The following is a 13,899-nucleotide window of genomic DNA, read 5'->3' as shown; positions in this document are numbered from 1 at the left end:
AATGTTTTGGGCGAAAAGCGTTCAATTTTATTGAGCAATAATTGACTATTTTAGTTTAGCAGTTACATCGTAAAAATATCCGCTACACTTTAGCCGTAAAAATGCCGTTAATAAGCCCCGTTAATATCCCACGTTTTAAACACGCCTGCTATACTACTGCAAGCCCGTTCAATAAAGTTACGTGCATTAGTACCGCTACAATCCATAAACATGCCTATTTCCCGTAACTTGTAACCTTGCCTATAATACGTAATAGCCTGCACTTGTTTATCGGTTAAGCCTGCCCGTTCTATTGCCGTATCTAAATCTACTAACATAACAACGGCATCATAATCGCCCCTGCTATATGGCATTTCCATAAATACATCCCAATCCTTCAATAACTTTTTAACGCCGTTACCTTCTGTTAATCCGTACTTATCTACCATCGTTAATTCCCCCGTAGTTTAGTATTAAGGCAAACAACGCCCTATTACTTATACAAAAAAATCTATTATCTTCGCACATTTATAATAGGGAGAAACACGAAAAAACCGAACTAAAATAACGATAAGGAAGATTTTGTTATTTTATGGTGATATAATTAAGGATAGTTAAGGAGGTGTGTATTTTGGGTGATATAAAACTTTTTAGGTTAAACGGAGATAGCGTTGATGAATTAGAAGGGCAATCAGTATCAATAGAAAAGTCGCTTCAACATATTATTGAACGGCATTTAGAAACATTTTTAGGTGTTCGCTTTTTAGCTTCTGAATATAGTACGGGCAAAAAACATGCTGGACGTATTGATACGTTAGGTATTGACGAAAATAACTCACCCGTAATTATTGAATATAAGCGTTCAATTAACGAAAATGTAATTAATCAAGGGCTATTCTACTTAGATTGGTTACTTGACCATAAAGCAGAATTTGAACTTATGATATTACGGAAGTACGGGGAAACCGTTGCAGACGCTATTGATTGGAGTAGTCCCCGTTTACTTTGTATTGCAGGCGGTTTTACTAAATATGATGAACACGCCGTACAGCAAATAAATAGAAATATAGAACTTTACCAATACAAACATTATAATGATGGCTTTATTCTACTTGATTTAGTTAATGCTACAACTGCACAAACCGTACATATTAGTGATGAAGTTACTGTTAATACGCCAACAAATAAAAATACAAAAGTAAAAACGGTATCTGATTACTTAGAGCAAGCTAATACGGAATTAACCGATAGATTTGAAACGTTAAAAGCCTATATGATGGCTCTCGGTGATGATGTACAAACGAAAATCCTTAAACATTACATAGCATTTAAACGGATTAAAAATTTTGCTTGTGTAGAAATACATCCGCAAACTGCAAAGATATTACTTTATTTAAAGGTTAAGCCCGATACAATTACGTTAGAACAAGGCTTTACCCGTGATGTTACTAATATAGGGCATTACGGCACAGGAGATTTAGAAGTTGTTATTTCTAATGATGAAGATATAGAAAAAGCTAAACATCTAATTAACATGGCTTATGATGTTAGTTAATTAAGGAGGAGTTTAACCATGACTGATAAAAAAACTACATTTGAAAAAGGAAAAGAAATGCTTGATAAAGTATCCGAAAAATTAGAGGGTTATTTGGAAATAAAGAAAGAAATTCTTGACAATGAATATATGCAATTACTGGGTGATACTTCAAAAGTAGTTGGTTTTTTAAGAAATGCCAATACTTTAATAACACAAAAAAGATTCGAGGCATTTCTAAAAGGTTTTAACAAAGATGAAATTCCAACTGAAAAACAATTAGCTAAATTATTAGACTATATCGATGATGAGGAAAAAGCACAATTTATTTCAGATACATTTTCAAAAATCTTATTATCTAAATCTACTAAATCATGTATGATTTTGGGGCTAATAATGTATAAAGTAATTGAAGAAAAAGAAGAGATAAGTCATAATTATTTGGTTTGTGTAGATGGACTAATGAACCTTTTTGATAATGACATAGATAATATTAAATTTGTTTATGATTACTTTAACGAGTCAGAGAAAACTATGTTTAGATTAGAAAGTAGAGAGTTTATAGACTTATGTCAATCACAAAATGTGGACAGAAACAGTTTAGAATTGTCCGTAGAAAAGGCACTAAACTATCAATTACTAAGAAAAACATACGAAATAGATTTAAACATAGACAGTGACGATCCTGGTTCTGGCTTTAGTGAAGCAGAAAATGACGAGTATATAAGAGAATCAGATCCAGGTAAATTGCTATATAACTATATATTACTTTCACAAAGAATTGAATAGTAAAATTTTAAACGGGCAAGCATTACGCAAGCCCGTTTTTCATTTTAACTTTTTGTTAGAGTTCGAAATTGCCTCGCATTTAACTTTATATCAATATCACACCAACAATCTACTTTTTCTTGATTAAATGTTATATTCGTTCGACTAACATATTTTATCAAATTTCTATACAAGCAATAGAATTGGTAAATATCATTTCCAATTTCCGGAGTATCCATATTTTGATTTTTATTTTGATATTCCCTAAGTAACCTTGACACTTTAAATATTTTACATCTATTTATTTCTTCTAAGACTATCATTAAATTATGTTCTATATTATTTATTAAAGGCACTTTATACATTCCTTCAATCTCACTTTGTATAATTATCGCCTGATCTACTAAATAATTTAATTCATTATAATCACCCGTATTACATAAAGCAGGACCATCCTTTGATTTATTTGGAAGTTGGTAATAAAAACTCATTTTATTTTCACTATCTAAAGTTTGAATTTTTTTAAGCTCTGCTTTAATTAGTCCTTCATTTGTTTCCTTATTTAGACCGTGCTTATATAAAAAATATTGGGTTGTAATTTCCATTAGTTCAGCAATTCTATTTAATCTTCCATTTATAATGTTCATTGCACTTTCTTCTTTTTTCTTGTCCGGTAAATAAACTACAACAAATGAAAAAATGGAACTTGCTATGTAAGCCAAACTAAGATTAAATAATATCTCCCCTAATTCATAACCATATGAAAACCATGATATCAAATCTATTTCAGAAGTATGCTTATCACTCCATACGGAAAATTTAATAACCCAAACAAAGAACACACTTAAAGCAAGCAACCCCCAATAAATAATACGAAACTTCTTTGATAGCAAACCTTAACACCCCTACTTTATTAAATTCTTTAACTCTGTAATTGATAACCACGGTCTTTTACGATGTAACATACGGTGGCAGTTAGCACAAACGAGGGCTATATCTTCTACTTTTGTTTGCTCGTTTTCACTCATTTCAGATATAGGCTTAGTGTGATGCCCTTCTATGTAACCATCACCTATTTCACCGTATCGTTCCATAAAATCAAACTCACATACTTCACATATTAGCCTGCCGTGTTTATCCAAATAGCGTTCTTTCTTTTACCCCTTGCGCTGAATAATCTTACTCCTCTTCTTAACTGGGAAGTGACCGGCAGCCGAAACTAATTATTTTCGCAAAATTTTCTCCATCGCTTTTCCTTTTGCTAATTCATCGATCAGTTTATCCAAATAGCGGATTTCCTGCATCGTTGGTTCTTCGATGTCTTCCACTCGAACACCGCAGACCACACCTTTGATCAAAGCCCGCGAAGGATTCAATTGGGGAGCTTCCGCAAAAAAAGTCTCAAAGTCTGTTTGTTTTTCCAGTTGCGCTTCTAACTCTTCCTGGCTATATCCTGTCAACCAACGGATGATTTTATCGACTTCTGCTTTCGTACGTCCTTTTTTATCTGCCTTCGCAACATAATGTGGATAGACATTTGCGAAACTCATTGTATAGATCTTATGTTTGGCCATCATACACATCCTCATTTATATGGTTTTCTTTATTTTATCACGAAAATAGTCGAACAACACCTAACACAGTGATTATGCCCCAATCTTAGCAACTAATTATTCTACTGTACTAAACGAGCTGCCATCCCCCCATTCCATTCAACAAAATTTGAGAAGTGACTGACACCACAAAACTATTCTCCTTTATTTTACATAAACCACATTATATTTCGTTAAACTCTGTTCTTGTTTCTTAGAAAATGAGTAAGAGGTTGTAAAATTATGAATAAATTAGAAAAAGATAACTTTCTAACTGCCATTGGCGCTCATTATAAAATCCAACGACAGGTACAAGGGTATACGCAGGAAGAAGTTGCTGAAATCATAGATGTTAGCGAGCGAATTATTCAACAATTTGAAAAAGGCGAAACCAACCTATCTATCACGAGTTTTGTTCAATTATCTTATCTATTAAATGTTCCATATTCCTTCGTCAAAGAACCATTTAACCAATACTTGTATGGTTCTTACCAAGAACGAAAAGAAATAATAGACCGTAAAAAGTAAGGAAGCGAAAAAAATGACCAAAAAAATTATCGTATTACCCGAAACACATTAGCCATCATCGCCATCCAAGACATCCACTATCAAGTCAAAATCATCGAGCAAGAGGAAGTAATATACCATACTTCCTCTGCCATCAGCATTATTAAAGAAAATTGCTTGTATTATGGTGCATCCTATAAAGGGCGACAAGCCTCCGTAAAATATCATTTAGATTTTCAGCAAAAGACACCCATTCCCATTCAGCCTACAAAAGATATTTATGCTTTCCCAACAGAATCACCCAAATCCTTTACATGTTGCTGGTTCTTCTTCCATGCTATTGCATCTATTAACCAAACAGAACATCAACAATCCGTCATCCATTTTGCGAATGGAAAGAAGGAAACATTCCCTATCTCCCATCACACTATGAAAAAACAGTATGACAGAACCGGAATGGTAAAAGTATTATTTGATCCATGGGGATAGTGCTGCTTACACCCCCGAATGTATTAATGTATAGTTCCATGCACTAGCTGTTGCTCAATACTTCACATGGGAACAAACAAAAAAACATCTGCCCCTCCCTTCATTCAACAAAAAAAGGGAAGTGACAGGGACCTAAAACTATAGAGAACCTAGTACTGGCATTTCCTTCATTTCATCAAACACTGTGTAGTGCAAAGTAAAAGTCGAGAGTATTGCACAAGCGCCATAAACCGTTGCAACTTTATACGGAGAAATGAGCATGATCCCCTTATTCACTTGGCCAAGTCTTTATATACCTGGCTTCTTGGCTAATCAATCATGCTCACAGAGGCTTCGTGTCAAGTTGCAACATTCTCGATTTTCGGTTGCAATGTTCTAAGGTTTTACATTGCAAAATACAAACACCTTACATAACTTGTTATTCCGTTTTACTATACTGTGCTTTTACTATCATAAGTGATTGTTCAGAAGTAGATATATATAGTGTGTTATCTTGATTTGAAACTATAATCCCTTTAACAGTTTTAATATTCCCATTCCAAAAATAAGAAATTTCCTGATATTTATCTTCTTTAAAAACGACTGATTGAAAGTAGTCTCCACCTCTTATTAAAACATTTGGCAGAATCATTATAACAATTAATAATATAGACAAGAAAAACATTCCAGCTAACATGGGTTTTTGAATAAATAATGGAGTATAATCATGATTTTTATAATTTTCATCCGTTTTTTTAAATTTTTTTATACAAACCTTTATAAGTTTTTCAATTATATTATTTTCACTAACTACTATTAGTAGTGTCATTATAATTAATGATAATAACAAAATGAAAAATATATTGCTAGTAATCAATTGAATAAGAGCTGGAATTAAAGGTAATGTTGCACTTAAATACATAAAGAATTTAATCGCTATTTTAGTAATCGTATTTTTTACTTTTTTAAACATAATTATTGTTGGTAATCCAAAATATAATATTAATAGAAATAGTTCTGGAAAAAGAAATGGTTTTAACAAATCTAATGGATAATTTATGTAAAGCACATACATATTCATCATAAAAAGAAATATGTAAACTGAAAATTTTCTTGCATCGCCCGGATGTTTAATCCAGACATAAAAATAAGCGATTACTACTACTAACAAAAATGGTAGTTCCCATAACTTTAACATTTTTATAAAAAGAGTAAAACTAGTCTCCCCATAAAAAAATAAGGAAAGTGCCATGTTAGTTAATACAATTGAAAATACCATATAGAATAAGTTTAGAAATGAAAACCCTTCTACAAAAAATGATATTAAAAACAGCCCAATAATGCTGATAGTAATTAAATACATAATACCTATAAAAATAGCTATTGGTTTATTAATAGGGATGTAATTAATTACCATTGAAAATAATGAAAAATCTTCATTACCTCCAAAATAATACCCCCATAAAAATAAATATCCCATCATATATACTAATATTGAAGAAAATAGTAACGAAATTAACCTTTTCACCTTGCTACCTAGCCATTGATTTGGAATGATATTAGTAAGTGTATTTACAATTTTATTGACACTTTTCAGCATTAAACCCCTCCTTTCCATTAACCGAATTTCACCTTGAATAATTAATGTTTCCTCACTAAGAATAGATTCATTGATTATTGGTGGTGATGTATGTAAATTATTCAGAGATTAATTTTTCAATAACACTTTAAAATCTTGAAATCCCCATGGAAATCAATAAATCAGAAAGATAGGACATAAAACAAAACCTGCCACCTCCCAATTCATTCGGCAAAAATCCACTAATATTAAGGAAGTGACAGGCACTGGAAATAAGGAATCCAAACAGTCACAAGTTCAGTAAATTAGTACTATCTTCCATTAAATCCAGCTGGTGGTGTTTTTAATTCCCCATGAGAAATTGGCTTGGATTCTTTCTTGAATATAGTCGGGTCAATATCAAATAAACTAATTGCAATTTGTTGATTTCCATGAACGTGTGCTATAGTCCGCTGATGGTGGTCTCGAAAAGGAGCCTGAACTGATGACCCACCAAACTCTCCTGTATTTGCTAAAATCACTGGTTGATACATATGATAATGTAAATACGCAACCATATTGTCAAAAGTATTAATATCTTTATTCAAAGCCGCTACTACAAAGACATCTGTTATATCTTTTAAGTCAGCTGCAATCGCTAAGTCAGTAGCATCATAACATATGGATCCAGATAACCGAATTGGATCTTTATTTTTTCCCTGTAATTCTACAATAAGCTGGTATGGCCTGTGAGACTGAATCCCCATTGATGCTTCTTCTTTTGTCATATTATATTTTCCTTGTTTCACTTCAATAATATCTGTTCCAGCACTGTCTCTATCTCTTAAAAGCCATAGTGCCTGATTGACAGGTTTTGCAAAAGAAGTAGAATGTTGAAATGTTAATCCAGCAAAGATATGTGCATCCGTTATATTGGATAACCTTCTTAAAAGGAAAACATCATCGGGATGAATAGATAGCTCTGGAAACACAATAATATCCACACCTAATAGCTTATCGATATCCTTATCGTTACCCTTTTCTATAACCTTTCTAGCACTAGCTGTAGCCTGTACGTGTTTATAAATTAGGTGGCACATTGATGCTAAATGATCACGTTGTATTTTTCGATATTCTTCCGTCCAACTCGTTGGATCTTTCATATTAAAATCCTTCATTTGCGGTAGCATTGGTTGTACAATTGCAAATCGCAACTTCGATCTTTCATCTAGAGTATATTGTCTAATTGGTATTGAGTAAGTAGGGAGATCTGACATTTCCCCATACATTTTGGCCTGATGAGATATTCTCTTCTCAATGATATCGTTTAAATCTTCTGGTTTGGAAACCAAATGCCAGTCTTCAATTTCCTTTTCCCATTGATTAATACCGGGCCACTGCAATAAAGTATACAAAAATTCACTAAGCCATGGTGTAATTGGCATAGTTTCTCCTGTTATTCCTTTACCATGATTAATAAGGGAAAAAGACCTTGTATAAGAATTTGATTTAATCCCTTTGTATATTCCCATGTCTCCTCTATATAGGTAAGTGTGCGCAGTGAAATCAAATTCCCCTACAAAAGCTGCTCTTAAAATAGCTCCTAATTTATACATCCATTCATACTCTTCCTCGATCCAAGATGGTATTTCAAATGATTCATTCTTACCATCCATTTGCTTATTCCATTTAACTGTTAAGCCTTTATACGTTGGATTCTGTACCTTTTTCCAATCATTACATTCTATCTTAATATTTTCAATTTTGTATCTATTATCTTGAAGGTAGTTAATATTATCTTTATCTAATAACTTCGTAGCTAATAATAGTAACGCATTCTCCTGTTTAAATGGATTGTTTTTATTTTTTATAATATTTACAAATGAATACTTCATGTTATTAATTAAAGTATGATCCATATTAACTTCACATGATAGAGAGTCTATAAGTGCTCTTGGTACGAATTTGTACCACTTTTTATGTTTCACTCTGTTCATTCTTAAAATTTGCTGAAATAAATCAGGACGATTCATTCTTATTAGATCTATCAATTTTTGTTGTGTCTTATCTTTAACTTGATCTAGCATATCAATAAACCAAGTAGTATATTTTTCTCGATTAGCATTTAGCTGTTGTGCAATAAAAGAAGCAGTTAATCTTTCTGTTACTTTATTATTATATGTATGATACAATGCAGCATCGTACAATAAGCGATATGATTTTAACTCTTTGTCATTGCTTATTGTAAAACCATAATCTTTGTTAGTTAATAAATATAAGATAGATTGCTGTTTTACGTACCAAGGCAAATCACGATAATTATTCATTAGATTTTTTGCAAAAGAACCAAGTTCAGAACGAAAAGTAGAAATATCAACAGATTTAGGGTAATTATCTCTCGATTTAAAACCTATATATATTGCTGCAGATCTTAAAAGATATGATAGTACGAATTCCGCTGTTTTTCTCTGATCATAACTTGGACTTTCTAACTTTGATCTCAATGCTTCCAAAACAGGCCCTAGTAGTTTCTGATCCGGGTATAATTCAAATCCATTTTGTAATAGTAATATGAGTGATGGATCTTTAGACCATGCTGCAATTAATCGCCTTGCCCCAGATTCAAATTCTTGATCAAGAAACTCTTCAGCAGTAATCGATGTTTCAGCAATCTTATCTTCCACTACCTTTTTATCATGTACTAGTAAGCTTTTTCGTGATTGTAGAGTTTTTACTAGCCTTGTTGCGCTAAAACGTTTCATGGTGTCATCCCGAATATCTGTTTCAGGTAATGCAATACGTGAAAGATCTAAATCATTAGATTTTTTGCCATCACTTGTTTCTTCCAATGTATCAGCTAACCTTAATAAACCTGTCAACTCTGTGATAACCTGTTGTAGCTCCTCTTTATCTGGTGTTCCACTTATTCGATGTTGAATCGCTTCCATATTAGATGTAATACTACTATTAGTAGATAACTGGCGATACGGTATTACTTTTGTTTTTTCCTCATTTATTTCTATCTGTTTCGTCTTAGCGTTTATTTTTGTTAAATGTTTCTCTAAAAAATTTTGTATAACAGCAGATACTTCATCTTCAATATCTTCAACTCTCTTTTTACCAGAAACCTTTATCACTAAACGAAGATCATCTACGTACCTACAATAATCAAGAATTTGAATATTCTTTTTTGTTTCTTCCTCTTTAATTTGTTCACCAACTAAACGGTCAAACCTAATTAAATATGCATTTGCTAGAAATCCACTAGCTACAAGTCCTTGTGGTAATCCCAATGAAGTTATTTTATCATTTTGTGCTTGTTTCTTATCTTCCTCCGACCAATCCCAATCAAAAATTTGTTCCACCTTATTCCAAAACTCTTCGTTATCTTGTATATTATCCGATAAGTCAAAATCTCTTACGTATTCTTGGTATAAATGCTTAAGTTCATCTATTAATGCGGGTATTTCAATACTATTAAAGTATTTACTTAAATCTAAACATACGACAAACAATTCTTCACTGGATGAAAGAGTTGGTGCATAATAATCACATACTTTTTTTGGCCTGCTTAAAAAATAGCGGTAATCTTCAAAATATTTTCGATAACATTTGGAACTTCCCCAACTAAACTGAGCTTGCTTTTTCTTATTCTTATGAACAAGCCAATTACATTGCAAACGATTTCCGTAACTATACATTTCGTTTTTTTGTTCTTTTAAAAAGTTATTTTCATCGGGTTTTCCTTGAGCAGATTCTACGGCATTTGCTAAACATAACATTACTGCTGTTGATACAGTTTGATCTTTAATAGATATATGTGCGAGAGAACGTAATTCCTGAATGTTGTCCTTGTTTTTATCATGTTCTTCATTAACCACTGGTTTCCACTGATCTTTACCAACAAACTCCCACCTTTGAGATTTAGGGGCAAGTACCATTTTTATTGGATTGGTCTTATATCCATTACTAATTTCACTAGACCACTCTTTAAGCAGCTCTTTGATGTTAACAGCAGAGCTATCAAGGTCTAACATATCAAAATACCAATTATGACCTCTTATATAGGTATGTGATTTTTTCCATGCTTGTGCCAAGACAATTTGATCGTTTAAATAATCTATAGTTGGAGAGATAGATTGATATTTTTCAATTACAGTTTTCATATTCGTCACCTATTCTTTAGACCTAATTCTAATTTACTACTAAAAATTCAATAGTTATCATTATAATATAATTCGGCATTATTCTACCATATATACGCATTTATGGTTCTCAACTCCAATTATATTTGCCACAAATCTTTGTTCACTATTTCACATAATGTCACAAAAATTCCCCTATTAGAATAATATTTAATACAAAATAGGATGTAAAAAGAAAATCAAATAAAACAAAGAGGTGTGACTAACACCCCTTCTAAAACCTCTCCTGCACTCTCTCATAACTCTCCACCGTCCCAATATCATACCTCTGACCTTCAAACAAATAAGCATACACATCCTTATGCTGAATCAACCATGGAACAAAATGCCCCGGCGCATCCGGATTATTCCCTTCCTCTATGTATCGCTTAATCATCGGTAACGTCTCTTTCTGATAAATATAAAATGGCGGAACAGCTAAATTCGACTTCGGCTCCGCAGGCTTCTCTTCAAAAGAAGTCACAACCCCATCATCATCCACTTCCACAACACCAGTTCGCTTGATCTCCTCCGGATCATTCAATTCATGAACCGTAATACAATCCGCCCCAACCTTTGTAAAAAAGTCCGAGAAATCACTTAGTTCGAAATCAAATAAATTATCGCCAGCAAGTACCATCACATCATCCGTCATACCCGATTCTTCAATCACATACTGAATATCTGCAATAGCCCCTAAACGATTATCATTCGTAGTAGTATGATCGTTCACTACAGACACACTCTTACTTCCTTGATACTGCTCAGACCAGTCTACAAAACTTTGATAAAATTTATCATTCGTCACGATAAAGATTTCATCAATTGCTTTCACTTTCTCTACCTTGGTGACAATATGATCTAAAATGGTACGATCCGCTACTTTCAGTAAAGGTTTGGCTGTATTTTTCGTTAATGGATAAAGACGAGTTGCATAGCCTGCCGCTAAAATAATACATTTCATTGCTCCGATTCCTCCTTTACATTCTCCAAAATGGCCGCACCATCATTCGTCTTACAGAAGTTGATACGATAAGAATCTGCATAATCGGGATGCTGTACCGGATAGACATCTTCAATACGTTGCTGTATCTCCTTCTTAAACTTAGGATCAACTAGTCCAATACAACAGCCTCGATATCCTGCACCACTAAATCTCGCTCCATAAACACCTGGGCATTCCCGTAATATTTCAAAGATCGTAATCAACTCTGGACAACCAGACTCATATTGATGAATCGAGCTTTCCCCTGATTCAAACATCAACTGGCCAAACTGTGCGATATCACCATTCTCCCAAGCTTCCACACCTTGTTGCACTCGTTCTTGTTCTGTAAAGTAGTGATCCAGCCTTCTTTGAAAACGACCTGGCACTTGATCACGATATTCTAGATAACTAGCTCTCGGTATATCTCGTAATTGAACATCTTCCAATGCCGTTGTTTCTTGAGAAGTAAGATCTTGAAGCAGCCATCCTCCTACTTTACATTCATCTACACGATTATTATAATCCGTACCAATCAATGCTTTACTCACTCCAGAATAGACAACCAATACTTCAAAATCCGGCATCTGATCTGACTTTTTCACCAACTGATGCTCATTAGTCTGACAGTCCATCACCAACAGATGATTATCTTCACTCAAAATATTAGCGGATTGATCTAAAATCCCGTTCTTTAATCCGATAAAATCTGTTTCGACCCAATGGCTGTACTGGACAAGATCTTTTTTCGCAATCTCTAATCCATTCACATCACTTAATGCCATCAAATAGGCAGTAGTTACCGCAGCAGAAGAACTTAAACCACCAATCGGCAACTTGCCACTGATCACTGCTTTAAATCCTCGCTTCAGCTTTTGATCTTGCTGTAAAGATAAAACAGCCCCTCGAATATAATTACCCCAGAAACCTGGCAGCATTTCTGGGACGTTATCAATATGAAAATACTCAGTATCCGGAAAATCTAAGCTTTGAATCTGAATATAACCATCATCCGATGGAGCAAAGGCCATTTCCACACAGGAATCTAATGCCATCCCTGTCACCACTCCACCTTGATGATCAACATGAGCACCGAGCGGACAAATTCTTAAAGGAGATTGGACAACACGACAGTTATTCTCTTGATATAACTCATGAAACACTTGTACGATATCTCTCATATCTATTCCGTCCTTATCAAAAATTTGAAAAGCTACTCTTTCACCTTGTAATAATCTACATACCAATTGGCGAACTTCTGCAACCCTTCTTCTATCGATGTCTTCGGTTTAAACCCAACCGCTTCATACAACAAATCTGTTGACGCATAAGTAGCCGGCACATCACCTGGTTTAATCGGCTCAAACTCTTTCTTAAATTCCACTTGTTGGTTCAAAGCATGGCTTAACGCTTTTTCCAGTGCTCCGATAAATGTCATTAGCTTCTCCGGACTGTTGTTGCCAATGTTAAACACTTTGTGTGGTACTTCCCCCTTCGGGGCATGACTAATCAAGCGCTCAATGCCTTCCACAATATCATCAATATAGGTGAAATCACGGTACAAATCATTCTCAAAGTCACCATTGTTAAAAATTTTAATCGGCTCATCATTGAAATATTTGTTGGTAAATCCAAAGTAAGCCATACCTGGTCGCCCCATCGGTCCATACACCGTAAAGAAACGAAGCCCAGTTGCTGGAATCTTATACAAATGGCTATATGTATGTGCCATTAGCTCATTCGACTTTTTAGTCGATGCATATAGCGATACGGGATGATCCACAAAGTCTGTTTCCTCGAACGGTACTTTCTTATTCGCACCATATACAGAGCTGGAAGAGGCATAAATAAGATGATCAACCGGATGATGTCGGCAAGCTTCCAAAATATTAAAGAATCCAACCACATTGCTTTGAATATACGCATCTGGATTCTCAATTGAATAACGTACACCAGCTTGAGCTGCCAAATGAACGACAACATCAGGCTCGTACTGTCCAAAAACATCTTCCATCAGAGCCTTTTCGGAAATGTCACCTTGAACAAACGTAAACTTATCGTACGGTTTTAAAAGATCTAAACGACTGTGCTTAAGATTGACATCATAATAATCATTGATATTATCAATCCCAATAACCTGGCATCCAGCATTTAATAGTTTCTCCGATACATAATACCCGATAAAACCCGCAGCACCTGTAACCAAATACACTTTATTCTTATCAATTGTATAGTTCATGACTCCTTTACTCCCTGTCTTTTACTTGTAAATATTTCGACCATCATACACTAAACCAAACAAAAAAGCACCCATCCCTTCCCTA

Annotated in this window: 13 protein-coding genes; 4 read left to right on the top strand and 9 right to left on the bottom strand. The window is 34.0% G+C overall.

All coding sequences use genetic code 11. The features are described from left to right. Positions 1-107 precede the first annotated feature (107 nt). Positions 108-428, bottom strand: a complete 321-nt coding sequence (locus tag GHD00_RS15205; protein WP_163539012.1) for a hypothetical protein — start codon at positions 426-428, stop codon at positions 108-110. Between the two features lie 182 nt (positions 429-610). Between GHD00_RS15205 and GHD00_RS15200 the strand changes: the two genes are divergently transcribed. Then, entirely contained in the window at positions 611-1,534 is a 924-nt protein-coding gene (locus GHD00_RS15200; RefSeq protein WP_163539011.1) for a DUF5655 domain-containing protein, read from the top strand. Between the two features lie 18 nt (positions 1,535-1,552). After that, positions 1,553-2,302, top strand: a complete 750-nt coding sequence (locus tag GHD00_RS15195) for a hypothetical protein (RefSeq protein ID WP_163539010.1) — start codon at positions 1,553-1,555, stop codon at positions 2,300-2,302. A 44-nt stretch (positions 2,303-2,346) separates the two neighbouring features. Here the strand turns inward: GHD00_RS15195 and GHD00_RS15190 are convergent, their stop codons facing one another. The 3 genes from GHD00_RS15190 to GHD00_RS15180 form a co-directional block, all read right to left on the bottom strand. Beyond that, on the bottom strand, positions 2,347-3,174 hold the full coding sequence (locus GHD00_RS15190; RefSeq protein ID WP_163539009.1) for a hypothetical protein: 828 nt from the start codon (positions 3,172-3,174) through the stop codon (positions 2,347-2,349). 12 nt (positions 3,175-3,186) lie between these two features. Further along, a complete protein-coding gene (locus GHD00_RS15185) occupies positions 3,187-3,423 on the bottom strand; it encodes an HNH endonuclease (protein WP_276208284.1) in 237 nt (78 codons plus the stop codon). A gap of 81 nt (positions 3,424-3,504) precedes the next feature. Beyond that, positions 3,505-3,855, bottom strand: a complete 351-nt coding sequence (locus tag GHD00_RS15180) for a DUF2200 domain-containing protein (protein ID WP_163539007.1) — start codon at positions 3,853-3,855, stop codon at positions 3,505-3,507. A gap of 261 nt (positions 3,856-4,116) precedes the next feature. Between GHD00_RS15180 and GHD00_RS15175 the strand changes: the two genes are divergently transcribed. Together GHD00_RS15175 and GHD00_RS15170 are read left to right on the top strand one after the other, a co-directional pair. Further along, entirely contained in the window at positions 4,117-4,401 is a 285-nt protein-coding gene (locus GHD00_RS15175) for a helix-turn-helix domain-containing protein (protein WP_163539006.1), read from the top strand. A 33-nt stretch (positions 4,402-4,434) separates the two neighbouring features. Beyond that, a complete protein-coding gene (locus tag GHD00_RS15170; RefSeq protein ID WP_163539015.1) occupies positions 4,435-4,869 on the top strand; it encodes a competence protein ComK in 435 nt (144 codons plus the stop codon). Between the two features lie 418 nt (positions 4,870-5,287). Here the strand turns inward: GHD00_RS15170 and GHD00_RS15165 are convergent, their stop codons facing one another. The 5 genes from GHD00_RS15165 to GHD00_RS15145 all read right to left on the bottom strand — a co-directional run bounded on the left by GHD00_RS15165 (position 5,288) and on the right by GHD00_RS15145 (position 13,814). Further along, entirely contained in the window at positions 5,288-6,448 is a 1,161-nt protein-coding gene (locus GHD00_RS15165; protein WP_163539005.1) for a hypothetical protein, read from the bottom strand. Positions 6,449-6,738: 290 nt separating this feature from the next. Beyond that, on the bottom strand, positions 6,739-10,572 hold the full coding sequence (locus tag GHD00_RS15160) for an RNA-directed DNA polymerase (RefSeq protein ID WP_163539004.1): 3,834 nt from the start codon (positions 10,570-10,572) through the stop codon (positions 6,739-6,741). A 253-nt stretch (positions 10,573-10,825) separates the two neighbouring features. Further along, positions 10,826-11,554 carry a nucleotidyltransferase family protein gene (locus GHD00_RS15155; protein ID WP_163539003.1) on the bottom strand — a complete coding sequence of 243 codons (729 nt, stop codon included), beginning with the start codon at positions 11,552-11,554 and terminating at the stop codon, positions 10,826-10,828. Further along, positions 11,551-12,822, bottom strand: a complete 1,272-nt coding sequence (locus tag GHD00_RS15150) for a GHMP family kinase ATP-binding protein (protein ID WP_163539002.1) — start codon at positions 12,820-12,822, stop codon at positions 11,551-11,553. The genes GHD00_RS15155 and GHD00_RS15150 overlap by 4 nt, the downstream gene beginning before the upstream one ends. After that, entirely contained in the window at positions 12,789-13,814 is a 1,026-nt protein-coding gene (locus tag GHD00_RS15145) for an SDR family NAD(P)-dependent oxidoreductase (RefSeq protein WP_163539001.1), read from the bottom strand. Before GHD00_RS15145 ends, GHD00_RS15150 begins: the two co-directional genes overlap by 34 nt. Between the last annotated feature and the right edge of the window lie 85 nt (positions 13,815-13,899).

Source organism: Gracilibacillus sp. YIM 98692 (assembly GCF_010993965.1).
Classification (GTDB): Bacteria; Bacillota; Bacilli; order Bacillales; family Amphibacillaceae; genus Gracilibacillus.
This window is presented reverse-complemented; position numbering and strand designations above follow the sequence as displayed.

Excerpts from the sequence above, each read along its gene's own strand:
- GHD00_RS15145 (WP_163539001.1), bottom strand. The coding sequence starts at position 13,814 with ATGAACTATACAATTGATAAGAATAAAGTGTATTTGGTTACAGGTGCT.
- GHD00_RS15195 (WP_163539010.1), top strand. The coding sequence starts at position 1,553 with ATGACTGATAAAAAAACTACATTTGAAAAAGGAAAAGAAATGCTTGAT.
- GHD00_RS15155 (WP_163539003.1), bottom strand. The coding sequence starts at position 11,554 with ATGAAATGTATTATTTTAGCGGCAGGCTATGCAACTCGTCTTTATCCA.
- GHD00_RS15180 (WP_163539007.1), bottom strand. The coding sequence starts at position 3,855 with ATGGCCAAACATAAGATCTATACAATGAGTTTCGCAAATGTCTATCCA.
- GHD00_RS15160 (WP_163539004.1), bottom strand. The coding sequence starts at position 10,572 with ATGAAAACTGTAATTGAAAAATATCAATCTATCTCTCCAACTATAGAT.
- GHD00_RS15165 (WP_163539005.1), bottom strand. The coding sequence starts at position 6,448 with ATGCTGAAAAGTGTCAATAAAATTGTAAATACACTTACTAATATCATT.
- GHD00_RS15205 (WP_163539012.1), bottom strand. The coding sequence starts at position 428 with ATGGTAGATAAGTACGGATTAACAGAAGGTAACGGCGTTAAAAAGTTA.
- GHD00_RS15175 (WP_163539006.1), top strand. The coding sequence starts at position 4,117 with ATGAATAAATTAGAAAAAGATAACTTTCTAACTGCCATTGGCGCTCAT.